The organism is Jannaschia sp. GRR-S6-38 (assembly GCF_029853695.1).
In the GTDB taxonomy this organism is placed as follows: domain Bacteria; phylum Pseudomonadota; class Alphaproteobacteria; order Rhodobacterales; family Rhodobacteraceae; genus Jannaschia; species Jannaschia ovalis.
On record NZ_CP122537.1, the window covers coordinates 675,143 to 697,440 of the forward strand.

22 protein-coding genes are annotated in these 22,298 nt (G+C 68.1%); 19 read left to right on the plus strand and 3 right to left on the minus strand.

The features are described 5' to 3' along the window. Window positions 1-15 precede the first annotated feature (15 nt). The 14 genes from P8627_RS03450 to rpsD all read left to right on the plus strand — a co-directional run bounded on the left by P8627_RS03450 (window position 16) and on the right by rpsD (window position 13,853). Window positions 16-1,482, plus strand: a complete 1,467-nt coding sequence (locus P8627_RS03450; protein ID WP_279966179.1) for a CpaF family protein — start codon at window positions 16-18, stop codon at window positions 1,480-1,482. Window positions 1,483-1,485: 3 nt separating this feature from the next. After that, window positions 1,486-2,454 carry a type II secretion system F family protein gene (locus tag P8627_RS03455; protein WP_279966181.1) on the plus strand — a complete coding sequence of 323 codons (969 nt, stop codon included), beginning with the start codon at window positions 1,486-1,488 and terminating at the stop codon, window positions 2,452-2,454. A 9-nt stretch (window positions 2,455-2,463) separates the two neighbouring features. Next, entirely contained in the window at window positions 2,464-3,447 is a 984-nt protein-coding gene (locus P8627_RS03460) for a type II secretion system F family protein (protein WP_279966183.1), read from the plus strand. Then, window positions 3,447-4,010, plus strand: coding sequence for a tetratricopeptide repeat protein (locus P8627_RS03465; protein WP_279966185.1), 564 nt, complete (start codon window positions 3,447-3,449; stop codon window positions 4,008-4,010). Before P8627_RS03460 ends, P8627_RS03465 begins: the two co-directional genes overlap by 1 nt. A 37-nt stretch (window positions 4,011-4,047) precedes the next feature. Continuing rightward, window positions 4,048-4,890, plus strand: coding sequence for a tetratricopeptide repeat protein (locus P8627_RS03470; RefSeq protein ID WP_279966186.1), 843 nt, complete (start codon window positions 4,048-4,050; stop codon window positions 4,888-4,890). Between the two features lie 3 nt (window positions 4,891-4,893). Further along, entirely contained in the window at window positions 4,894-5,403 is a 510-nt protein-coding gene (locus P8627_RS03475; RefSeq protein WP_279966187.1) for a prepilin peptidase, read from the plus strand. A gap of 64 nt (window positions 5,404-5,467) precedes the next feature. After that, window positions 5,468-6,787 (plus strand): ATP-binding protein, encoded by a 1,320-nt coding sequence (locus P8627_RS03480; RefSeq protein WP_279966188.1) that lies wholly within the window; start codon window positions 5,468-5,470, stop codon window positions 6,785-6,787. A gap of 96 nt (window positions 6,788-6,883) precedes the next feature. After that, window positions 6,884-7,339 carry a hypothetical protein gene (locus P8627_RS03485; RefSeq protein ID WP_279966189.1) on the plus strand — a complete coding sequence of 152 codons (456 nt, stop codon included), beginning with the start codon at window positions 6,884-6,886 and terminating at the stop codon, window positions 7,337-7,339. A gap of 239 nt (window positions 7,340-7,578) precedes the next feature. Further along, on the plus strand, window positions 7,579-8,133 hold the full coding sequence (locus P8627_RS03490; RefSeq protein WP_279967544.1) for a hypothetical protein: 555 nt from the start codon (window positions 7,579-7,581) through the stop codon (window positions 8,131-8,133). A gap of 91 nt (window positions 8,134-8,224) precedes the next feature. Continuing rightward, window positions 8,225-10,627: a ligase-associated DNA damage response DEXH box helicase gene (locus P8627_RS03495; RefSeq protein WP_407932965.1), complete on the plus strand. Its 2,403-nt coding sequence runs from the start codon at window positions 8,225-8,227 to the stop codon at window positions 10,625-10,627. A 56-nt stretch (window positions 10,628-10,683) separates the two neighbouring features. Continuing rightward, a complete protein-coding gene (pdeM, locus tag P8627_RS03500) occupies window positions 10,684-11,349 on the plus strand; it encodes a ligase-associated DNA damage response endonuclease PdeM (RefSeq protein WP_279966191.1) in 666 nt (221 codons plus the stop codon). Window positions 11,350-11,377: 28 nt separating this feature from the next. Next, window positions 11,378-11,938 (plus strand): lipocalin family protein, encoded by a 561-nt coding sequence (locus P8627_RS03505; RefSeq protein ID WP_279966192.1) that lies wholly within the window; start codon window positions 11,378-11,380, stop codon window positions 11,936-11,938. A 132-nt stretch (window positions 11,939-12,070) separates the two neighbouring features. Then, on the plus strand, window positions 12,071-13,114 hold the full coding sequence (locus P8627_RS03510) for a Hint domain-containing protein (RefSeq protein WP_279966193.1): 1,044 nt from the start codon (window positions 12,071-12,073) through the stop codon (window positions 13,112-13,114). A gap of 118 nt (window positions 13,115-13,232) precedes the next feature. Continuing rightward, window positions 13,233-13,853 carry a 30S ribosomal protein S4 gene (rpsD, locus tag P8627_RS03515; RefSeq protein ID WP_279966195.1) on the plus strand — a complete coding sequence of 207 codons (621 nt, stop codon included), beginning with the start codon at window positions 13,233-13,235 and terminating at the stop codon, window positions 13,851-13,853. Window positions 13,854-13,923: 70 nt separating this feature from the next. On the opposite strand, the gene P8627_RS03520 is transcribed toward rpsD, so the two are convergent. Beyond that, entirely contained in the window at window positions 13,924-15,249 is a 1,326-nt protein-coding gene (locus P8627_RS03520) for an NAD(P)/FAD-dependent oxidoreductase (protein ID WP_279966197.1), read from the minus strand. Window positions 15,250-15,440: 191 nt separating this feature from the next. On the opposite strand from P8627_RS03520, the gene P8627_RS03525 reads away from it, so the two are divergent. The 5 genes from P8627_RS03525 (at window position 15,441) to P8627_RS03545 (ending at window position 20,771) form a co-directional block, all read left to right on the plus strand. Further along, on the plus strand, window positions 15,441-16,859 hold the full coding sequence (locus P8627_RS03525; protein ID WP_279966199.1) for a homospermidine synthase: 1,419 nt from the start codon (window positions 15,441-15,443) through the stop codon (window positions 16,857-16,859). Window positions 16,860-16,864: 5 nt separating this feature from the next. After that, the gene (locus tag P8627_RS03530; RefSeq protein ID WP_279966200.1) at window positions 16,865-17,890 is read left to right on the plus strand and encodes an FUSC family protein; all 1,026 of its coding nucleotides are present in this window, start codon (window positions 16,865-16,867) and stop codon (window positions 17,888-17,890) included. A 50-nt stretch (window positions 17,891-17,940) separates the two neighbouring features. Then, the gene (locus P8627_RS03535) at window positions 17,941-19,167 is read left to right on the plus strand and encodes an MFS transporter (protein ID WP_279966201.1); all 1,227 of its coding nucleotides are present in this window, start codon (window positions 17,941-17,943) and stop codon (window positions 19,165-19,167) included. Between the two features lie 63 nt (window positions 19,168-19,230). Continuing rightward, window positions 19,231-19,881: a peptide-methionine (S)-S-oxide reductase MsrA gene (msrA, locus tag P8627_RS03540; protein ID WP_279966202.1), complete on the plus strand. Its 651-nt coding sequence runs from the start codon at window positions 19,231-19,233 to the stop codon at window positions 19,879-19,881. A gap of 146 nt (window positions 19,882-20,027) precedes the next feature. Beyond that, on the plus strand, window positions 20,028-20,771 hold the full coding sequence (locus tag P8627_RS03545) for a DUF2726 domain-containing protein (protein WP_279966203.1): 744 nt from the start codon (window positions 20,028-20,030) through the stop codon (window positions 20,769-20,771). Between the two features lie 76 nt (window positions 20,772-20,847). Here the strand turns inward: P8627_RS03545 and P8627_RS03550 are convergent, their stop codons facing one another. Both P8627_RS03550 and hemB read right to left on the minus strand, forming a co-directional pair. Continuing rightward, window positions 20,848-21,054: a cold-shock protein gene (locus tag P8627_RS03550; RefSeq protein ID WP_279966204.1), complete on the minus strand. Its 207-nt coding sequence runs from the start codon at window positions 21,052-21,054 to the stop codon at window positions 20,848-20,850. A 210-nt stretch (window positions 21,055-21,264) separates the two neighbouring features. Beyond that, the gene (hemB, locus tag P8627_RS03555) at window positions 21,265-22,272 is read right to left on the minus strand and encodes a porphobilinogen synthase (protein WP_279966205.1); all 1,008 of its coding nucleotides are present in this window, start codon (window positions 22,270-22,272) and stop codon (window positions 21,265-21,267) included. Window positions 22,273-22,298 lie beyond the last annotated feature (26 nt).

Sequence of the window (22,298 nt, forward strand, 5' to 3'; positions counted from 1 at the left end):
GCAAGGGGCTGACAGATGTTCTCACGCTACAAAAAACCGCAGATCGAAAGCGCCAAGCCGATCGGGGCGCCCGGCGCGCCCGACGAAAAGGCCGCGCCCGATGCGCCCGCCCTCGGGGCGTCCGAAGTCGCGCCGGCGCCGAAGCCCGCATCCGTTCCGAAGGCGAAGGCCCCCGCCGCGCCGGTGCCCGAGGACAAGGACCTGAAGCGCCGCGTCCGGCTGGAGGAGCTGAAGACCGAGATGCATCACAGGTTGCTCGACAACCTGAACCTCTCGGCGCTGGACAAGGCCGACCTGTCGGCGCTGCGCGCCGAGATCGTCTCGATCACGACCGAGGAACTGGCCGACATGGGCGTCGTGCTGGGCCGCGACGACCGCGACATCCTCAACACCGAGCTTTTCGACGAGGTCACGGGCCTGGGCCCGCTCGAGCCGCTGCTGCGCGATCCGGACGTCAACGACATCCTCGTGAACGGTCCGCACAACATTTATGTCGAGCGCGCGGGCAAGCTGTCCAAGTCGCCGATCCGCTTCAAGGACGAGAAGCACCTGCTGCGGATCATCGACAAGATCGTCTCCGCCGTGGGCCGCCGCGTCGACGAGTCCAACCCTTATGTCGACGCCCGCCTCAAGGACGGCTCGCGCTTCAACGCGATGGTCCCGCCGGTCGCGGTGGACGGCTCGCTGGTCTCGATCCGTAAGTTCAAGAAGGAAAAGCTGGGCGTCGACGACCTCGTCAAGTTCGGCGCCTTCACCGAAGAAATGGCGATGTACCTGCAGGCGGCCTGCGCCTGCCGGCTCAACGTCATCGTCTCGGGCGGAACGGGTTCGGGCAAGACGACCACGCTCAATGCCCTGAGCTCCTTCATCGGCCATGCCGAGCGCGTGCTGACGATCGAGGACACGGCGGAACTGCAGCTTCAGCAGGACCATGTGGGCCGGATGGAAAGCCGCCCGCCCAACGTCGAGGGCAAGGGCGCGGTGACGCAGCGCGACTGTCTGCGCAACGCGCTGCGGATGCGTCCCGACCGTATCATCGTGGGTGAGACCCGCGGCGAGGAGGTCATCGACATGCTGCAGGCCATGAACACGGGCCATGACGGCTCGATGACGACGATCCACGCCAACAACGCCCGCGACGCGATTTCGCGCCTCGAGAACATGATCGCCATGGCCGGCATCGAGATGCCGCTCAAGGCCGTGCGCGCCCAGATCGCCAGCGCCGTGAACCTGATCGTGCAGGCCTCGCGCCTGCAGGACGGCTCGCGCCGGATGGTCTCGATCACCGAGGTCACGGGCATGGAGGGCGAGGTCATCACCCTGCAGGAGATCTTCCGCTACGAGCGCCTGGGGCTGGAGCCGGACGGCACCATCATCGGCCGCTTCACGGCCACCGGCATCCGCAGCCATTACGCCGACCGCTTCAAGGCCTGGGGCTACGACCTGCCCGCCTCGATCTATGAACCCGCAGGGGGGCGCTGAGCCATGCAACTTTCCATCGAGCCGCTGATCTACATCGCGATCTTCGGATCCATGCTGCTGGTCATCGGCGGCATCTACCTTCTGGTCTTCGGCGAGAGCATCAAGCTCAACAACCGGGTCAACCGCCGCCTCGCCCTGATGGAGAAGGGCGCCACACGCGACGAGGTGATGGCCCAACTCCGCAAGGAGATGAGCCAGCACGACAGCGCCAAGCAGATCCCGCTCTACTCGCTGATCGCCGAGAAGGCGCAGAAGGCGAACCTGGCCTTCACGCCGGGAATGCTGATCGGGGTCATGGTGCTGCTGGTCTTCATGTCGTTTGCGATGATGACCCTCTTCACCTCCGCCGCGCTGCCGATCCGGGGGCTCCTGTCGATCGTGTTCGGCGTGGGCGCCGTCTATGTCTGGGTCAACGGCAAGGCGAAGAAGCGCCTCGCCCTGATGGAGGAGCAGCTGCCCGACGCGGTCGAGCTGATCGTGCGCTCGCTGCGCGTCGGCCACCCGCTGAACTCGGCCATCGGCATCGTCGCCAAGGAGATCGCGGACCCGCTGGGCTCCGAGATGGGCTTCATCGCCGACGAGGCCGCCTATGGCCGCGACATCCCCGAGGCGCTGCGCGCGCTGGCCGAACGCGTCGAGCTGCAGGATCTGCGCTTTCTCGCCGTTGCGGTGGCCATCCAGCAGAAATCGGGCGGCAACCTGGCCGAGATCCTCGAGGGCCTCGCCAAGGTGGTCCGTGCCCGCTTCAAGCTGTTCCGCAAGGTGAAGGCGATCACCGCCGAGGCCCGCTGGTCCGGCGTCTTCCTGTCGGCCTTCCCGATCCTCGCGCTTGTGGGGATCAACGTGGGCAAGCCCGACTACTACGAGGGCGTCAAGGACACCCCCTATTTCATCCCGGCCGCCGCGGTGGTCTGCGTCTTCCTCCTCGTGAACATCGTGTTCATGCGGATGATGGTCAACATCAAGGTCTGAGGCCCGCAAATGGACATCATGGAGATACTGCGATCCGTGACCGAGGGCGTGCTTGGGCCCGACGGCATGATCTACATCGCCGGCGGCGCGGGGCTTCTCCTGGTGCTCCTGACCCTGCCGATGCTGCTGACGCGCAAGACCGATCCGCTGGACCGGCTGCGCGCCGAGCGCGCGGCGGCCGCGATCGAGGCCTCCGAGGCCAAGCTCTCGCGCCACGGCAACCGCAACGAGACGCTCGCGAAATACGCCCAGCTCCTCGATCCGCAGGACGAGGAGGAGATGTCGAAGGCCCGCAAGATGCTGATCCAGGCGGGCTATACCCACAAGGACGCGGTGCGCACCCTGACCGCGGCGCAGCTTCTGCTGGGCCTGGGTCTTCTGGTGCTGGGCCTGCTCTACAGCTTCCTTCTGGCGGGCGACATGTCGACCGTGCAGCAGGTCAGCTACACGCTGGTGCCCGGCGCGGTCGGCTATTACGCGCCGAAATACTGGGTCCAGAAGCGCATCGCCAAGCGCCAGGAGGAGATCCAGCAGGGCTTCCCCGACGCGCTCGACCTGCTTCTGGTCTGCGTCGAGGCGGGCCAGTCGCTGGACCAGTCCATCATCCGAATGGCCACCGAGATCGAGCCGTCCTATCCCGCGCTGGCCGGCGAATTCCTGATGGTCGCGCAGGAGATGAAGGCCGGCAAGGACAAGCCCGACGTGCTGCGCGCCATGGCCGAGCGCTGCGACATCAACGACATCACCAGCTTCGTCACCGTGCTGATCCAGTCGCAGACCTTCGGCACCTCGATCGCCGACGCGCTGCGGGTCTACGCCTCGGAGATGCGCGACAAGCGCGTGATGCGCGCCGAGGAAAAGGCCAACGTGCTGCCGACCAAGCTGACCGTCGGCACGATGATGTTCTGCGTGCCGCCGCTTCTAATCATCCTGATCGGCCCCTCGATCCACGGCATCGCCGAGACGCTGGGCGGCGGGGCGGGCGGCTTCTGATGCGCGCCGCGCTCCCCCTCCTCGCCGCGCTCGCCTTGGCCGCCTGCGCCCCCGACATCTCGGGTCGCGGCGCCCTGCCCGACGATCCGCTGCTGCCGCCCGGCGCGGCCGAGGGCGCGGCGATCGTGGACCCGATGATCGTCGGCGACCGGCTGCTGGCCGCGGGCGAGCCCGAGCTGGCGCTCGACACCTATATCCGCGCGGGCATCGACGGCACCGCGCCCGAAAGCGAGGTCGCCCTCGCCATGGCGGTCGCCAATATCCGGCTGGGGCGCCTGAACCAGGCCGAGGACCAGCTCCGCAAGCTGACCGCCGCCGAGCCGCGCAACGCCCGCGCGCTCAACAATCTCGGCGTCGTCCTGCTCGAGACCGGACGGCATGGCGAGGCGTTCGGCGTTCTCAAGACTGCGTTCGCCTTGCAACCCTCGCCGGAAATCCGCGGCAACCTGCGCGTCGCCGCTTCCAAGATGCAGACCGTTCGCTACGATGACGGCAATAATGACGCCTTCACGCTGACGCGGCGCGACGACGGGGTCTATGCCCTGAATTCGCCCGATGGTTGAGAAGAACAGGAAGGCACGAGCAGAAGAGGACGCAAAAATGCGCCACCCCACCCTGTTGCCGCTTCTCCTGGGAAGCGTGCTGGTCCTGTCCGCCTGCAATGCCTCGCGCGATGCGGAGGTGGCGCGCGCCATCGACGCGATGGAGACCGAGGAGGGCGGCATCCGCGACATCATGCTGACGGTCGCCGAGCCGGCCGAGGCGGTCGCCTATTTCAAACGCAAGACCGATGCCGAGCCCGACGTGATCGCGCATCACCGTGGCCTGGCCCGCAGCCTGGTCCGCGCCGGCCGCGGCACCGAGGCCGTGCTCGCCTGGCGCGAGGTCACGCAGATGCCCGACGCCGCCCATGACGACAGCGTCGAGCTGGCCGACGCGCTGATCCGAGTCTCGGACTGGAAGGCGGCCGAGGCCACGCTGGACGCCATCCCGCCGACCCACGAGACCTACAAGCGCTACCGCCTCGAGGCGATGGTCGCCGACAGCAACCGCCAGTGGGAGCGCGCCGACAGCTTCTACGAGACCGCCGTGGGCCTGACCACGACGCCCGCGGGCACGCTGAACAACTGGGGCTTCTCCAAGCTGACCCGTGGCGACAGCGAGGCCGCCGAGCGGCTCTTCACCGAGGCGATCACCTATGACGACAAGCTCTTCACCGCGAAGAACAACCTCGTCCTCGCCCGCGCGGCGCGCCGCACCTACACCCTGCCCTCGCTGCGGATGTCGCAGGAGGAGCGCGCGCAGCTGATGCACACCGCGGGCCTCGCGGCGATCAAGCAGGGCGATGTCGATATCGGCCGCAGCCTGCTCGAGGACGCGATCGCCACCCATCCCCGCTATTTCGAGCCCGCGGTCCGCGCGCTCGAGGCGCTGGACGCCTGAGCCATGGAGGTCGCGCTGGCCGCCACGCCGATGCAGGGCTGGGTCTTCGGCCTGCTCTCGCTGCCGATCTGCCTCTGGGTCGCCTATACCGACCTGTCGCAGATGCGGATCCGCAATCAGGCGGTTCTGGCGCTGTTCCTCGTCTACGTGCTGGCCGGCATCTTCGTCGTGGCGCCGCTGACCGAGTACCTGTGGCGCTTCGTCAACCTGGCCGTGATCCTGGCCGCGGGCTTCCTTCTGTCGACGGCGCGCGCGGTGGGCGCGGGCGACGCGAAATTCGCGGCCGCGATGGCCCCCTTCGTCGCGCTGGCCGATATCGGCGAGGTGCTGATCCTGTTCTCGGTCCTGCTGATCGCCACCTGGCTTCTGCACCGCGTGGCCCGGTCGATGGCCCCGGTGCGCAACCTCGCGCCCGACTGGAAAAGCTGGACCGAGGCCAAGGACTTCCCGATGGGCATCACGCTCGCCGCCACGCACCTGACTTACCTGGGCCTCGCGGCCACGCAGGGCTGAGCGAGGGCGAAGGAAATTCCCACACCCGGCCGCCGGACCGGGACCGTATTTGGAGGATGCGCCGATGAATATGCATACCGATCCCGCCCAGCTGGGCGTGCCCGCGCCGACGCAGCCCCGCACGCTGCAAGAAACCGGCCTGACCGGGGTGATGCTGCGCGACGTCATGCTCAAGACCGTCTACCGCAAGTCGGTCGAAACGACGCGCGAGATCTCGGCCGCGATCTGCCTGACGACGGGGCTGACGCAGCAACTGATCGATCAGGCGCGCGAGGCCGGGCTCATGCAGGCGACCGGCACAATGCATGCCGGCTCCTCCGGCGAGATGGGCTATCAGCTGACCGATGCCGGCAAGGGCCGCGCGACCGACGCGCTGGCGCAGTCCGAGTATTACGGGCCGATGCCCGTCCCGCTCGATCGCTACAAGGAGCAGGTCAAGGCGCAGTCGATCAAGAACATCAAGATCACGCGCCAGCGCCTGCTCGACTCGATGGGCCACCTGATCCTGCCGAAGGACTTGATCGACCAGCTGGGCCCCGCGGTGGGCTCGGGCCGGTCGGTGCTGATGTACGGCCCGCCCGGCAACGGTAAGTCTTCCATCGCCGAGGGCATCCGCGCCTCGCTGGGCGACAATATCTGGATCCCGCACGCGATCGAATACGCGGGCCAGGTCATCACGCTCTACGACCCGATCGTGCACACGAAGGTCGAACAGCCCGATCACGAGAACAGCCTGCGCAAGACGAACCTGCGGGTCGATACGCGCTACCTGCTCTGCACCCGGCCCACCGTGATGACGGGCGGCGAGCTGGCGCTCGACATGCTGGATCTCAACTACAACGCGGTGGCGCGCACCTATCAGGCGTCGCTGCAGCTCAAATCCTCGGGCGGGGTGTTCATCGTCGACGACCTCGGTCGCCAGGAGGAGCCGCCGCAGAAGATCGTCAACCGCTGGATCGTCCCGATGGAGATGGGCTACGACATCCTGGCGCTGCAATCGGGCGAGAAGTTCGAGGTGCCCTTCGACACGCTCGTGGTCTTCTCGACCAACTTCCACCCCAACAAGATCTTCGACGTCGCGGCCCTGCGCCGGATCTTCTTCAAGGTCCTGATCGACGGGCCGACCCAGGCCGAGTTCCTCAAGATCTTCGCCATGGTCGCCAAGAAGAAGAAATTCGCGCTGGACGAGCCGTCGCTCGTCCACCTTCTGAAGTCGAAATATCCAGAGATCGACAACGTCTACGCGAATTACCACGCGAACTTCCTGATCGATCAGATGATCGCGACCTGCAATTTCGAGGGCATGGAATACCGCATGACCCCCGAGCTGGTCGACCGCGCCTGGGCCAACCTCTTCGTCGAGGAGACCGAGATCGTCCACTGAGCCCGCGAAAGGGCCCGGCGCCGCCCGATTCCCGCCAAGAAGACCGGCGAGACAGGCATTAACCACGACGACGCATCCGCAAGAAAGGATCACGCCATGACCGACATGACCCGCTCGCTGAAGCGCACGGTCCGTCTGGGCTATGTTGTCGTTCCCGCCGCGGGTCTCGCCGGCATCCTGGCGGCCGTCGCCGTCACGATCGGCACCGCGATCACCGGCCCCGAGACCGCCTATGACGCGATCCAGCCCGAGCAGATCGCCGAGATCGAATTCCTGTCGCAATCCGGCGTCGAGCTGGATGCCGTCGATGCCGCCTGCGCGCTGACGGGCTGCGCCGGCGCGGAGATTACGCGCGTCCTGCGCGCCGAGGCGGCCGCAATGACCGGCGACGAGCTTTCCGCCGCGCTGCGCGACCAGGCCCGCACGCTGTCGGCCAATTTCGGTGCGCTGGACGCCGCGACCGGCGACCAGGCCGCGATGCTCAAGGCCGAGAACGCCGCGCTCCTGCAGATCGTCGATCTTTACCGCCACGAGCTGCGCGCCCGCCGCTGATCCCTCCCCGCACCGCAACCCGCCGCACCGGCCCCGCCCGCGTCCCGGGCGGGGCCGATCCGCTTTTGGGGATCGTCCGCGCCGGGCCGGCCTATTCGGCGACAACGCGCGGATCGTCTTCACCATTCCCCCGAATGGGACCCAATACGCCCGTGCTCGGCCACGAAGCCGCCCAATTTATCGGTAAAAGTCAAAGCAAGGACTTTCGTCCCCCCTGGAACCGAAACGAGAGTGGATTCATGAACTTCAACACCGAGCAATTCATTTCCGAAGAATCCGGTGCGGTCACCGTCGACTGGGTCGTGCTGACGGCCGCGCTGGTGGGCCTGGGCCTCGCCGTGATGGGCGTCGTGTCGACCGGCGTGCAGGACGTCTCGGGCGATATCCAAGGCCAGCTGGAGTCGGACGCGATCATGCGCGTGGCCTTCACCACGGACGTGACCGACGCGCTGACCAGCAGCGAAGTCAGCGGCCTGACGGCGGCCTTCGCCAACATGTCGAACGAGCAGCTGCAGTCCGCCTGGGAAGGCGCCGCGCAGGAGTATGTCGAGGCCGCCACCGCGCTCGACGGCATCGTCACGGCCGGATCCTCCGCCGACTGGAACGACCCGGCGACCACCGTCAGCTACGCCGGCGTCGATTACGCCTCGGAGAGCGAGTACAACAGCGCCGTCTCCAGCTACCAGACGATCAGCGACCAGGCGACGCAGCGCTACGGCATGCACCAGAACGAGGGCACTGAGCGGGGCTACGAGTTCCAAGCGCCGACGCAGCAGGTCGCCACGGGCGGCTGACGCATCCGCATATCGAGCACGGAAGGGCGGGCCATCGCGGCCCGCCCTTCTTTTTGCGCGGGGCGATGCTACGTCGGGCGAGATGGACGCCATGCTGCCCCCTGCCCTTTCGGAGTTCTTCACCAGCCGTCACTGGACGCTCCACCCGCACCAGCGCGAAATGCTGGCGCGCGCCGATGCCCCGGCACTGCTGCTGATCGCGCCGACCGGCGGGGGCAAGACGCTCGCGGGCTTCCTGCCGACGCTGGCCGAGCTGGCGGATGGCGAGCACACGGGGCTCCACACGCTCTACGTCTCGCCGCTCAAGGCGCTGGCCAACGACATCCGACGCAACCTCTCGACCCCGATCGCGGAGGCTAGCCTGCCGATCCGTGTCGAGGACCGCACCGGCGACACCAGCCAGACCCAGCGCAAGCGCCAGCGCGCGGACCCGCCGCATATCCTGCTGACGACGCCGGAAAGCCTCGCGCTGATGATCTCCTACCCGGACGCGGCGCGCACCTTCGCCGGGCTCAAGCGCGTGATCGTCGACGAGATCCACGCGCTGGCCGACAACAAGCGCGGCGACCAGCTGATGCTGTGCCTGTCGCGCCTGCAGACGCTTGCGCCCGGGCTGCGCCGCGTCGGGCTGTCCGCCACCGTCGACGACCCCGGCGTGATCGCCCATTACCTGGCGCGCCACCCCGATCCTTGCCCGATCCTGCATGCCGATCCCGGCCCGCCGCCCGATATCGACGTGCTGGAGACGGAGGAGGCCCCGCCCTGGGCCGGCGCTGGCGGGCGCTATGCCATCCCTGCGGTCCTCGAGCAGGTGCGGCAGCACAACACCACGCTGATCTTCCACAACACCCGCGCCCAGGCCGAGATCTTCTTCCACAACCTCTGGCTCGCCAACGAGGAGGGGCTGCCCATCGGCATCCATCACGGCGCGCTGTCGAAGGAGGCGCGGCTGCGCGTGGAGCAGGCGATGGTCGCAGGCGAGCTGAAGGCGATCGTCGCCACCGGCAGCCTCGATCTCGGGATCGACTGGGGCGATGTCGACCTGGTGATCCAGATCGGCGCACCGAAGAAGGTCAAGAACCTGGTCCAGCGGATCGGCCGCGCCAATCACCGCTACAACGCGCCCTCGAAGGCCCGGCTAGTCCCCGCCAACCGCTTCGAGGTGATCGAGTGCCACGCCGCGCTCGAGGCGGTGCGCGCGGGCCAGCTCGACGGCGATCTGCGCCTCGACGGGCCGCGCGACGTGCTGTGCCAGCATATCGCCTGCGTGGCCTGCGCCGGCGATTTCGCGGCCGACGAACTGTTCGCCGAGGTGACCTCGGTCGGGCCCTATTCGGCGCTGTCGCGGGCCGATTTCGACGACTGCCTCGATTTCGTGGCGACCGGCGGCTACGCGCTGCGCGCCTATGACCGCTACCAGCGGCTGAAGGAACGGGCACCCGGCATCTGGGGCCTGCGCGATCCGCGCGCGGCGCGACAGATCCGCATGAACCTCGGCACGATCGTCGACACCGATAAGCTGAAGGTCCGCTTCAAGGGCCGGGGCGGCCAGCCGCTGGGCGAGATCGAGGAGGGCTTCGCCGCGACGCTGTCGCCCGGCGACACCTTCCTGATGGGCGGACAGGTCGTGCGCTACGAGAACATGCGCGAATTGACCGTCGAGGTCTCGCCCCGCCCGAACAAGGAGCCGCGGATCGCGACCTATGTGGGCTACAAGTGGACGACCTCGGTGAAGCTGGCCCACCGCATCCAGGACATGCTGCACGAGCGGCGCTTCGACGCCCTGCCCGGCCACACCCGCGAATGGCTGGAGCTGCAGGACCGCAATTCCCGCATGCCCGAGCCGGGCCGCCTTCTGGTCGAGACCTTCCCCCGCGACGGCCGCCATCACGTGACGCTCTACGGCTTCGCGGGCGTCAACGCGCATCAGACGCTGGCGCTTCTGGTTACCAAGGGGATGGAGGAGGCCGGGCTCGACCCGCTGGGCTTCGTCGCCACGGATTACGCCACGATGATCTGGGGCCTACGCCCAGTGCCCGACATCCGACCCTTCCTGCAGAACGACGGCGTCCATGCCGCGCTGGAGAGCTGGCTTCAGGGCAACGCGGTGATGAAGCGCACCTTCCGCAACGCCGCAATCATCGCCGGGCTGATCGACCGCAACTACCCGGGCAAGCGCTCGACCGGGCGGCAGGCGGCGTTCTCGTCGGACATCCTCTACGACACGCTGCACCGCTACGATCCCGACCACCTGATGCTGCGCATCACCGAGGAGGAGGCGATGCGCGGCCATATCGATTTCGGCCGGGTCGAGCTGCTGCTGGAGACGGTGGGCGACCGGATCGACCAGGTGCGGCTGGACCGCGTCAGCCCGCTTTCAGCGCCCCTGTTCCTCGAACACGGGATCGTGCCGATCAAGGGCCGGGCCGAGGCGCGGCTGATGGAGGAGGAGGCCGCCGCGCTGATGGCGGAGGCCGGACTGAGCCTCGAATGAAGCGTCTTCCCACGGCAGTCTTGCGTCCCGCCACGCGCCGTGATTCACCCGGACAAATGCGGAACGCGCATGCCTTCACCTTCGCAGGCCAGCACCTGGTCGCCCGGCCCTCCGGCGCGCTCTACTGGCCGTCGGCGCGGCTTCTGGTCGTCAGCGACCTGCACCTGGGCAAGTCCGAGCGCATCGCGCGGCGCAGCGGGCCCCTGCTGCCGCCCTACGAGGTGCTGGACACGCTGACCCGGCTGGACGAGGACATCACTGACACCGACCCGGCCGCCGTCATCAGCCTCGGCGACAGCTTCGACGACATGGCGGCGGTGCAGGCGCTCGATCCCGATTTCCACGCCTGGCTGCGGCGGCTGATGGCCGGGCGCGACTGGACCTGGGTGACGGGCAACCACGATCCGGCGCCGCTGGGCCTGGGGGGTCACGCCGCCGAGGGCGTCACCTGCGAGCCGCTGACCTTCCGCCATATCGCGACCGAGGCGGGGCGCCATGAGGTGTCGGGGCATTACCATCCGAAGGCCGCGCTGTCGGTGCGCGGGCGGCGCGTGTCGCGGCCCTGTTTCCTGCATGACGGCAACCGGCTGATCCTGCCGGCCTACGGCACCTATACCGGCGGGCTGCGGTCGCGCGACGCGGCCCTGGCCGGGCTGATGGGCGCGCAGGCCCGAGCCATCCTCGCCGGATTGCCGATGGTGGAGATCCCGATGCCGCGCTAGGCTCCGCCGACCGGAGCCGGAGACCCCGATGCGCGCCCTCGCCCTAATCCTCGTCCCGATCCTTGTCCTGTCCGGCTGCGCCGCCGTGGTCGCGCCGCTGCTGCCCGCCTATCGCGACACCTCCGTCACCATCGCCTCGAAGGCCGATTTCGACCCCGCGCGCTATGCCGGGCTCTGGCACGAGGTCGCGCGCTTCCCGGTGCCGTTCCAATCCGGCTGTCCCCGCGCCACCGCCGAATACACAGCCCCCGACGCGGCGGGCGAGATCCGGCTGCGCAACACCTGCCGCGACGCCGACGGCGCGGCCCTGCGCGCGATCACCGGCCGGGCCGAGACCATCGGACCGGGCCGGCTGCGGGTCAGTTTGTCGGGCGTGCCCTTCGCCGCCCCGCTCTGGGTGCTGTGGACCGATGCCGATTACCGGACGGCGGTGCTGGGCCAGCCCGATGGCCGGGCCGGCTGGATCCTGAACCGCGACCCCGAAATCCCCCCCGACCGGCTGGCCGCCGCGCTGACCGTTCTGGACTTCAACGGCTACGATACGGGGGCGCTGATCTACGCGCCTGCGGTCCAAAAGCCGCTCGAATGAATCGATTCGAAAAAACTTTCTTGCAAAGGCGAATCAGAAATTGACCCCCGATTCGCAACCGGGTTAGTGTCAGTCATCGGCCGGGCAGTGGCCGGAAAGATCAAATAAAAACAAGCCTTTGGGGCAGTTCTCATGATGTCGGCATGCGCGGGCGCGCAGGTCATATCCACCGTACAGGCGCGGGTGGACGGATCGTTTCCGTCCACCCGCACGCCGTTTCCGAAAGGGGCCCGGTTTCGCTGGTTCGGAGAGCCGCTGCGCCTCGACGGGGCGCGGGCGGCGATGCTGCTGCCCGAGCCGCTGGGACAGGCCGAACTGCGCGGCCACCTGCCCGCCGCCATCGCCAAGCTCGGCCGTTCGCGCGGCGCTCTGCCGGCGGCCGAAGCCCGCCCCATCCCGGACGCGCAAGACGATCCCGACGCGCTGATCTTGACCGATGGCGCGGCCCGCTGGTCGGCCCGGATGATCGAGACCGCAACCGGCGAGACCCTCCTTCTGTTCGACGCGGGCCTGCCGCCCGCCAACGCCACGCTGCGCATCGCGCAATCGCCCGTGCTGCGCGTGCCGCCGCCGCTGCGCGAGACGATCTGCTTCGTGCAGGGCACGCAGATCGAGACCGAGAACGGCCCCCGCGCGATCGAGGATCTCGATCCCGGCGACCGGGTCCTGACCCGCGACGACGGGCTGCAGCCGATCGAATGGATGGGCATGCGCCGGATCTCGGGCGCGCGGCTCTACGCGATGCCCGGGCTGCGGCCGGTGCGGCTGCGGGTCGGGGCGGTGGGCTCCGGGCAGACGCGCGACATTCTGTTGTCGCCGGGACACCAGGTGCTGCTGTCGGGCGCGAAGCCGCGGGCGCTTTTCGGGACCGACGAGGTGCTGGTCCGTGCCCGTGACCTGCGCGACGACCGCTGGGTGACCGAGGAGCATGGGCTGGGCGAGGTGATCTACATCCACCTGCTGTTCCGCCGCCACCAGGTGATCTGGGCCAACGGCCTGCCCTGCGAGAGCTTCCATCCCGCCGATGCCGATCTCGACCACCTCAACCCGGTGGACGTGGAGGAGCTGCACGAGATCGCCCCGCCGGGCGGCTACGGCCCGCATGCCCGCCGCTGCCTCAGCCCGGCCGAGCTGGCCATCCTGCGGCACGAGGGCGCCCCCCGCTACCTGAGTTGACACCCGCCCGGACCCGTCTTAGAGGGCGGCTTCCATTGGTGTTGGCGGCCCCCGCAAGGGGATGCCTGTCGGGCTTCGGCCAAAGGACAACGCCCTCATATTCAGAGGAGATCAGACGGTGACCAAACGCACCTCTGCCAAGTACAAGATCGACCGCCGCATGGGCGAGAACATCTGGGGCCGCGCCAAGAGCCCCGTGAACCGCCGCGAATACGGCCCCGGCCAGCACGGCCAGCGCCGCAAGGGCAAGATGTCCGATTTCGGCCTGCAGCTGCGGGCCAAGCAGAAGCTGAAGGGCTATTACGGCGATCTGACCGAGAAGCAGTTCCGCCGCATCTTCGCCGAGGCCGAGCGCCAGCGCGGCGACACCGGCGAGAACCTGATCGGCCTGCTGGAGCGCCGTCTCGACGCGGTCGTCTACCGCGCGAAGTTCGTCGCCACCATCTTCGCCGCCCGCCAGTTCGTAAACCACGGCCACGTCACGGTGAACGGCCAGCGCGTCAACATTCCCTCCTACAAGGTGAAGGAAGGCGACGTGATCGCGGTGCGCGACAAGTCCAAGCAGCTGGCCAGCGTGCTGGAAGCCTCGCAACTGGCCGAGCGCGACGTGCCCGACTACCTGGATGTCGACCACGGCAAGATGACCGCGACCTATGTCCGCGTGCCCGGCCTGTCGGACGTCCCCTACGCGGTGATGATGGAGCCGAACTTGGTCATCGAATACTACGCGCAGAACTGATCGCGGATCCGCGACGTGAAGCAGGGGCCGTCCTTCGGGGCGGCCCTTTTCGTTCGGCAGGAGCGACGGATCAGTGCAGCTTGAGCCGGGGCCGGACGATCTGGTTCACATGTCCCATGACGATCAGGACCGACCCCTTCAGCCAGCCGTGGATCGCGAGGATGTGCATCCGGTAGAGTGACCGGTAGGCCATGCGCGCGAGCCGCCCCTCGACCGCCATCCGGCCGCCGACGAGATTGCCCATCAGGCTGCCGACGGCGGCGAAGCGGCTGAGCGAGACGAGCGAGCCGTGATCGTTGTAGCGGAAGGCCTCCGGCGCCTGCCCGGCCATCATCCGATTGAGGTTGCGGAAGACCCGGGCGGCCATCTGGTGCGCGGACTGGGCGCGGGGCGGGATCGGCCGCTCCTCGCCCGGCAGAAGGCACGAGGCGCAGTCGCCCAGGCTGAAGATACGGTCGTCCATTGTGGTCTGAAGCGTCGGGCGCACGACGAACTGCCCCAGCCGGCTGAGCTCCAGATCGCTCATCGCCTCGACGCCATGCGCCCCGCGCACCCCCGCCGCCCAGAGGATCAGGTCGGCCTCGACCGTGCCGCCATCCTTGGTGTGCACGGCCTTGGGCGTCACCTTCACCACTTGCGTCGAGGGCCGCACCTCGGCGCCCAGCGCCTCCAGCTCGGCTTGCGCCGTCGCGGCAAGGTCCTCGTCCAGCGCGGGCAGGATGCGCGGCCCGGCTTCCAGCAGCGTGACCTGCAGCGCGCTCTCGTCGAAGACTTCCAGCCCGTAGTTCTGCAGCCCCTTGGCGGCGTTGAACAGCTCCGCCGAAAGCTCGACCCCCGTGGCCCCGCCGCCGACGATGCAGATGCGAACCTTCGACGCCGCGCCGCCTTCGGCACGGTGCAGGTTGGCCCGGAAGCAGGCGTTCAACAGCTTGTGGCGGAACGTGTCCGCCTGCGTCCGATGCTCCAGGAACATCGCGTGCTCCCGGACGCCGGGGATGCCGAAATCGTTCGACACGCCGCCGATGGCCAGCACCAGGTAATCGTAGCGAATGCGATGGCGGTCCAGCACCTCCTCGCCGTCGGCGTCCATCAGGGGCGCGGTGGTGATGACCCGCGCCTCCCGGTCGATGCTTTCCAGCGCGCCGTAGAAGAAGCGGTAGCCCCAGCGCGCCGCGTGCCCGCCATACCCGACCTCGTCCAGGTTCGCGTCGAGCGAGCCGGCCGCGACCTCGTGCAGGAGCGGCTTCCAGATATGGGTCCGGTTGCGATCGACGAGGATGATGTCGTGGTTCTTGCGGCCGTAGCGCGCGCCCAGCTTCCGGGCGAGTTCCAGCCCTCCGGCCCCGCCCCCGACGATGACGATCTGGGTCTTTCGCTGCGATCCGGCATCCGGCATCTGGGTCCCCCCGATATGAAACGGTCCAATATCGGAGGGCGAACGATGCAACGCCCCGACATGGGTCCGAGCATAGCGCCCCCGCATGGCGCGTCCATCCGTCCGGCCATCGCGCGGGACGGGCCGCGTTGACGCCATGGAAGCGCCATGGGAAACGGCGGCCCAATCGAAGTGTGCCGGAGAAACAAGCGATGTCCGACCACCCCATCCACGCCCGCATCGACGGCGCCGTCGTGATGATCGGCTTCGGATCGATCGGGCGCGGGACGCTGCCGCTGATCGAGCGCCATTTCGACTACGACCGCGAGAAATTCCTGGTCATCGAACCCGCCGAGAAGGGCTGCGCCGAGCTGCGCGAACGCGGCATCGCGCATCGGCAGGTCGCGCTGACGCCCGAGAATTACCGCGAGGTTCTGGGCGAGGTGCTGACGCCGGGCGCAGGCTTCTGCGTGAACCTGTCGGTGGACACCTCCAGCCTCGACCTGATGCGCTTCTGCCGCGAGATCGGGGTGCCCTATATCGACACCGTGGTGGAGCCGTGGGCCGGCTTCTACTTCGACACCGAGGACAACGCCCAGCGCACGAATTACGCGCTGCGCCAGGCCGTTCGCGACGAGAAGGCCGCGAACCCGGGCGGCACCACCGCCGTGTCCTGCTGCGGGGCCAATCCGGGGATGGTGTCGTGGTTCGTCAAGGCGGGGCTCCTGCAATTGGCGCAAGACACCGGCCGCGACGCCGCCGCGCCCGCGGACCGCGCCGGCTGGGCCGCGCTGATGCGCGACCTGGGCGTCAAGGGCGTGCATATCGCCGAGCGCGACACCCAGGCCCGGGCCGAGCCGCGCCCCCGCGACGTCTTCGTCAACACCTGGTCGGTCGAGGGCTTCATCGCCGAGGGCTTCCAGCCGGCCGAGCTGGGCTGGGGCACGCATGAGACGTGGTTTCCTGAGAACGGCCACCGCCACGCTTCCGGCTGCCAATCCGCGATCTGGCTGAACCGTCCCGGCGCAATCACCCGCGTCCACACCTGGTGCCCCACCCCGGGCCCGCAATTCGGCTTCCTCGTCACCCATAACGAGGCGATCTCGATCTCGGACTACTACACCGTGGGCGACGGCGCGGAGCCGGATTATCGGCCGACCTGCCACTATGCCTACCATCCCTGCGACGACGCGGTGCTGAGCCTGCACGAGATGTTCGGCGCGGGCCGCCAGCAGACCGTGCATCACATCCTCGGCGAGGACGAGATCGTCACCGGCATCGACGAGCTGGGCGTGCTCCTGTTCGGCCATGAGAAGAACGCGCTCTGGTACGGCTCGCGCCTGTCCAATGCGGAGACGAAGCGCCTCGCCCCCGACCAGAACGCGACCGGCCTGCAGGTGACCTCGGCCGTGCTGGCCGGGATGGTCTGGGCGCTGGAGAACCCCAGTGCGGGCATCGTCGAAACCGACGAGATGGACCACGCCCGCTGTCTCGAGATCCAGACGCCCTATCTGGGCCCGGTCGAAGCGCATTACACCGATTGGACCCCCCTGCAGGACCGTTGGCAGCATTTCCCGGAAGATATCGACGAAAGCGACCCCTGGCTCTTCCGGAACGTGCTGGCCAGCTGAGGGCGATGCTCGGCCCCGTTCTCGACCGGCTGGAACGTCGCGGCGTCGACAGGGTCAAGGCGCGCGACGCGATCCGGCGCGCGGTGCAGGCGACGACTGGGGCCGTGCTGGCCTGGACGGTGCTGCGCCTCCTGCCGCTCGAAGGCTATTTCGTCGGCATCCTCGCCGCCGTTCTGATCGTCCAGCCCTCCGCAGATGGGACACTGCATTCGGCCAAGGCGCGGGTCATGGCCACGGTGGTGGGCTGCGCCGTCGGGCTGGCCTGTTTGCTGATCCTGCCGCCCGGCTGGGGGGCGATCACCGGGCTGGCGGTCGCGATGCTGATCCTGAACGTGACCGCGACCTTTCGGCCCGACTGGACCTACGGCATCGTCGCCGCGGTGGCGCTGGCCACGGCGCAGGGCGCGGATCTCTGGGCGCAGGCGCTGGACCGGGTGCTGTCCATCGCCGTCGGCGCGGCGATCGGCATCGCGGTCGCCTCGCTTCTGTGGCGCGACCGGGCGCGGGCCCGCTTCGACCGGCACATGCGCGCCGCACTCGAGGCCTTGGCCGACAATGCCTGCGAGGCCACCGCCAAGTCGACCCGCGCCGAGCCCGACACGAACCTGTCGGCCGCGCCGCGCTTCCACCAGCGGCTGCGCCTGGCGCGCGAGGCGCTGGACGTGATGGCGCTCGACGAAAGCGACGGGCTGCGCGCGCGGGCCGATGCGGCGGCCGAGCTGATGGGCGCGATCGAATTCCTGAACCGCGCCGCCGCGACCCCCGCAGACCTGTCGGGCGACCCCGAGCTCGGCGACGCGCTGGACCGCTTCCGCCAGGCCGTGGCCGAAGACCTGCGCGACCCCGCGACCATCGGCGGATCCGACAGCGATCCGACCGAGGGGCCCGTCACCCAGGCCCAGCGCGACGTCAGCGCCCGCGTCGAGGCCCGCGAGGTCTCGGACCCGCGCAGCGCCACCACGCTGGCCTTCGCGATGGACGAGGTCGACCGCGCGCTGATCGCGCTCTACCGCGCCTGGTCGCCGGGCTAGGCGCCGCCGCCGCGATGGACAGCCCCGCCCGCAGGGCCTAATTGCCGGGAATGCGCACGCTCCCCTTGTCCGAGGCCCGCAGCCTTCCCGCCTGGCGGCGGCCTCCGGCCCTTCTGATGCTGATGGCCTTCGCGATGCCGGTAGCCTTTGCGACCTGGTCGGCGCTTCTCAACAATTTCACCATCGAGGTCGCGGGCTTCGACGGCGCCGATATCGGCTGGCTGCACACCGTGCGCGAAATCCCCGGCTTCCTCGCAATCGGTGTGATCGCGATCATCCTCTTCGTGCGCGAACAGGTGCTGGCGCTGATTTCGCTTGGCGTTCTGGGCGTGGCCACCGCGCTGACGGCGCAGTTCCCATCGCTCGCGGGCCTCTTGACGATCACGCTGCTCAGCTCGATCGGGTTTCACTACTACGAGACCGTGAACCAGAGCCTTCAGCTGCAATGGCTCCCCAAGGACCGCGCGCCGCGGATGCTGGGGATCCTGCTCTCGGTCGGTTCAGGAGCGACGCTGCTGGCCTACGGGCTGATCGTGCTGACCTGGCGGGCCTTCGATCTGAGCTACGACCTCGTCTACTGGGTGGCGGGCGGCTTCACCGCCTGCATGGCGCTGGCCGCCTTCCTGCTGTTTCCGCAATTCGAGAGTCCGCATCCCCAGACCAAGCGCATGGTCCTTCGGCGGCGCTACTGGCTCTACTACGCGCTGCAGTTCATGTCCGGCGCGCGGCGGCAGATTTTCGTGGTCTTCGCGGGTTTCATGATGGTCGAGCGCTACGGCCTCGACGTGCATCAGGTCACTGCACTCTTCATGGCGACGCTCGCGATCAACATGGTCTCGGCCCCGCTGGTCGGCCGCGCGGTGGGCTTCTTCGGCGAACGCGCCGCGCTGATCATCGAATATGGCGGGCTGACCGGGGTCTTTCTGCTCTATGCTGGGCTCTACTGGTTTGACTGGGGCGTCTGGGTGGCGGGGCTGCTCTACGTGGTGAACCACATCTTCTTCAGCCTCGCGCTGGCGATCAAAACCTACTTCCAGAAGATCGCCGATCCGGGCGACATCGCGCCCACTGCCGCCGTGGCCTTTACGATCAACCACATCGCCGCGGTCTTCCTGCCGGCGAGCCTGGGCTATTTGTGGCTGACCTCGCCCGTCTCGGTCTACCTGCTGGCCGCCGGCATGGCGGGCATCTCGCTCCTGCTCTCGACGCTGGTGCCGCGCCACCCGGTGCCGGGACACGAGACGATCCTCGCGCCGCCGCTGGCCGTGGCGGAGTAGCGTCGCACCCCCTCGTCAAGCCGGGCCCGCCACCCCATATTCTTCGGCAAAGGAGACCCGCCAATGATGCTGTTCCAACGCAAGAAGGCCGAGATGGTGGCGAAGGACGACGCCCTGCCCGGCCGCGACACGCCCATCGCCACCGCGCAAACGCACCACGTCTTCGGCACGCCGCTGTCGAATGAGGTCCCCGACGGCATGGAAGAGGCCATGTTCGGCATGGGCTGCTTCTGGGGCGTCGAGCGGATGTTCTGGAAGCTGCCTGGCGTCCACATGACGCTGGTGGGCTACGCGGGCGGCTACACGCCGAACCCGACCTATCAAGAGGTCTGCTCGGGCCGCACCGGCCATAACGAGGTCGTCCGCGTGATCTACGACCCCGCGAAAATCAGCTACGAGGATCTGCTCAAGGTCTTCTGGGAAGGCCACGACCCGACGCAGGGCATGCGCCAGGGCAACGATGTCGGCACGCAGTACCGCTCGGGCATCTATACTTACACGGCCGCCCAGGCGCAGGCCGCCGCCGCCGCCGAGGCCGCGATGGCCCCGCGGCTGCGCGAGGCGGGCTACGGCGCCATCACCACCGAGATCGTCGACGCCCCGCCCTTCTACCACGCCGAGGATTACCACCAGCAATACCTGTCGAAGAACCCCGGCGGCTATTGCGGCATTGGCGGCACCGGCCTGACCTGCCCGGTGGGCACGGGGGCCTGACACCCGCCTCCATTCGACCCGATTGCTACGGGCGCACCCTCACCGGTGCGCCCGATTTCCGTCGGGCGCCCACCGTTTTTCACAAGGACGTCCCATTTCGACCATGACAGACCGCTTGGATCTCGGTGACCTGAGGAGATTTCACCGTGATCCAAGACGCTTACCTGCAATTGATCGAAGAGGCCGGCTTCCTCGTAATGATCTTCATGGCGGGGTTCCTGACGATGGGCTTCGTGGTCATTGAATTGATCCGCAAGACCAAGACCCGACGCTCGATTGGTGAAATCCGGCGCCAGAAACGCGCACACGCCGCCGACCACGCGCCCGAGCGCGCGGCCCACGCATCCGAGGTCGATCTTCTTCAGGCCCAGATCAAGAACCAGAACGACGGGCCGAAACCCTTCGAGTCCCTTGCAAAGGTCGAGATCGAGCGATGCAAGCTCATGAACCGGGGGGAGGTAGGGCTGTATCGTCAACTCAAGCCGCTTGTCGAAGAGGCGGGCCTCCTGATCTGGCCGCAAGTTCCACTGGGCGAGGTCCTGCGTTTGGTCCCTTCGGCGGGTACCGAGGCGGAGAGGCGCTGCGTGAACAGGCTGATTCAGCAAAAGCGGCTGGATTTCGCAATCACGGACAAGCGTGGCCTGATCGTCGCGGGGCTGGAATACCAAGGACACGGACATCTGCAGGGCAACGCCGCCTGGCGCGACCACATCAAGCGCGAGGTTTTCCGGATCGCCGGTATCCGGTTCGTCGAGTTCAGTCCGCAGGACAATCCTGAGACGGTCCGCGAAAGAGTTCTTCAAGCCATTCGACCGGGAGCAACCGCGCCGGGCCGAACGTCCGACGAAATTTCGCGAGAGCCGGAGTTTCAGACGGCGGCCCCCGCCTAGCCCAAACAAAAAGGGCGCACCGTCGCCGGTGCGCCCCTGAACTCTCCGCGGAGCCCCGAAGGGCCCGCGGGGATGATCACATCAGCTCGAGATTGGAGGCGCTTTCGCGGCCGTCACGTCCGGGCTCGATGTCGAACTTCACTTTCTGGTTGTCTGCGAGGCCGGTCAGACCCGCGCGCTCGACGGCAGAGATGTGCACGAACACGTCCTTGCTGCCGCCGTCGGGGGCGATGAAGCCGAAGCCTTTGGTGGTGTTGAACCATTTGACGGTGCCAGTAGCCATCGTCGTTCTCCTTCATTGTGCTGCCCGCAGAAGGCGGCAGCTCGGCTCGGTCAGGGCAAGATCGTTTGACTGAACCGTGAGGAGCAGAATGGTCGATAGAGATAACGTCGCCACTCCCAGATGGCCGTTCGCGGCATCTCTTGCAAGAGGGAACCGCGCGGCTGCGGCGAAATGGACCGGTTCAGGCCGGCTTCCGCCGGCGCGGGCGGTCTATTCCCAGCCCTTGGCGATCAGCCCGGCCGCCTCGGGGGCGAAATAGGTCAGAACGCCGTCGCAACCGGCGCGGCGGAAGGCCATCAGGCTTTCCATCATCGCGCGTTCGCCGTCGATCCAGCCATTGCCCGCGGCCGCGCGGATCATCGCGTATTCGCCCGACACCTGGTAGGCGAAGGTCGGGCAGCCGAAGCGATCCTTCACGCGGCGGCAGATGTCGAGATAGGGCATGCCGGGCTTGACCATGACCATGTCCGCGCCCTCGGCCAGGTCGCGCTCGACGCAGCGCAGCCCCTCCTCGGCATTGGCGGGGTCGAGCTGGTAGGTCTTCTTGTCGCCCTTCAGCGCGCCCGACGCCCCGACCGCGTCCCGGAAGGGCCCGTAGAAGGCGGAGGCGTATTTCGCCGCGTAGGACATGATCGTCACGCCCTGGTGGCCCGCGGCCTCCAGCGCGGTGCGCATCGCGCCGATGCGCCCGTCCATCATGTCCGACGGCCCGAGGATATCGGCTCCCGCATCGGCCTGGGCGAGCGCCATCTTCACCAGCGCGGCGACGCTCTCGTCGTTGAGGATCTCGCCGTCGCGCACGATGCCGTCATGGCCCTGCGCGTTGTAGGGGTCGAGCGCCACATCGGTCATCACCGAGATCCCTGGCACCTCGGCCTTGATCGCGCGGATCGCGCGGTTCGACAGGTTGTCGGGGTTCCAGGCCTCCTCGCAGAGGTCGGTCTTCAGCGCGGGGTCGGTATAGGGAAACAGGCAGATCGTGCGGATGCCCGCGGCGAAGGCTTCTGCCGCCGCCGCCGCCGTCAGGTCGACCGAGCGGCGGATCACGCCGGGCATCGAGGCCACCTCCTGGGTCACGCCCGCGCCGTCGCAGACGAAGACCGGCCAGATCAGGTCGTCCCCCGACAGCCGCGCCTCGCGCACCAGCGCCCGGAGCGCGGGCGTGCGGCGCAGGCGGCGGGTCCGGGTGGCGGGAAATTCGGCGAAACGGCGGGTCATGCGGGCACCTTCGATTGTCCCGCGCA

What these genes read in the sequence shown, in the direction of transcription:
- P8627_RS03530 (WP_279966200.1), top strand. Translation starts at nt 16,865, where the DNA reads ATGCTCGGCCCCGTTCTCGACCGGCTGGAACGTCGCGGCGTCGACAGG.
- P8627_RS03525 (WP_279966199.1), top strand. Translation starts at nt 15,441, where the DNA reads ATGTCCGACCACCCCATCCACGCCCGCATCGACGGCGCCGTCGTGATG.
- P8627_RS03475 (WP_279966187.1), top strand. Translation starts at nt 4,894, where the DNA reads ATGGAGGTCGCGCTGGCCGCCACGCCGATGCAGGGCTGGGTCTTCGGC.
- P8627_RS03465 (WP_279966185.1), top strand. Translation starts at nt 3,447, where the DNA reads ATGCGCGCCGCGCTCCCCCTCCTCGCCGCGCTCGCCTTGGCCGCCTGC.
- P8627_RS03455 (WP_279966181.1), top strand. Translation starts at nt 1,486, where the DNA reads ATGCAACTTTCCATCGAGCCGCTGATCTACATCGCGATCTTCGGATCC.
- P8627_RS03535 (WP_279966201.1), top strand. Translation starts at nt 17,941, where the DNA reads ATGCGCACGCTCCCCTTGTCCGAGGCCCGCAGCCTTCCCGCCTGGCGG.
- msrA (WP_279966202.1), top strand. Translation starts at nt 19,231, where the DNA reads ATGATGCTGTTCCAACGCAAGAAGGCCGAGATGGTGGCGAAGGACGAC.
- pdeM (WP_279966191.1), top strand. Translation starts at nt 10,684, where the DNA reads ATGCGGAACGCGCATGCCTTCACCTTCGCAGGCCAGCACCTGGTCGCC.
- P8627_RS03505 (WP_279966192.1), top strand. Translation starts at nt 11,378, where the DNA reads ATGCGCGCCCTCGCCCTAATCCTCGTCCCGATCCTTGTCCTGTCCGGC.
- P8627_RS03495 (WP_407932965.1), top strand. Translation starts at nt 8,225, where the DNA reads ATGCTGCCCCCTGCCCTTTCGGAGTTCTTCACCAGCCGTCACTGGACG.
- P8627_RS03480 (WP_279966188.1), top strand. Translation starts at nt 5,468, where the DNA reads ATGAATATGCATACCGATCCCGCCCAGCTGGGCGTGCCCGCGCCGACG.
- P8627_RS03485 (WP_279966189.1), top strand. Translation starts at nt 6,884, where the DNA reads ATGACCGACATGACCCGCTCGCTGAAGCGCACGGTCCGTCTGGGCTAT.
- P8627_RS03450 (WP_279966179.1), top strand. Translation starts at nt 16, where the DNA reads ATGTTCTCACGCTACAAAAAACCGCAGATCGAAAGCGCCAAGCCGATC.
- P8627_RS03490 (WP_279967544.1), top strand. Translation starts at nt 7,579, where the DNA reads ATGAACTTCAACACCGAGCAATTCATTTCCGAAGAATCCGGTGCGGTC.
- P8627_RS03460 (WP_279966183.1), top strand. Translation starts at nt 2,464, where the DNA reads ATGGACATCATGGAGATACTGCGATCCGTGACCGAGGGCGTGCTTGGG.
- P8627_RS03550 (WP_279966204.1), bottom strand. Translation starts at nt 21,054, where the DNA reads ATGGCTACTGGCACCGTCAAATGGTTCAACACCACCAAAGGCTTCGGC.
- hemB (WP_279966205.1), bottom strand. Translation starts at nt 22,272, where the DNA reads ATGACCCGCCGTTTCGCCGAATTTCCCGCCACCCGGACCCGCCGCCTG.
- P8627_RS03520 (WP_279966197.1), bottom strand. Translation starts at nt 15,249, where the DNA reads ATGCCGGATGCCGGATCGCAGCGAAAGACCCAGATCGTCATCGTCGGG.
- P8627_RS03470 (WP_279966186.1), top strand. Translation starts at nt 4,048, where the DNA reads ATGCGCCACCCCACCCTGTTGCCGCTTCTCCTGGGAAGCGTGCTGGTC.
- P8627_RS03510 (WP_279966193.1), top strand. Translation starts at nt 12,071, where the DNA reads ATGATGTCGGCATGCGCGGGCGCGCAGGTCATATCCACCGTACAGGCG.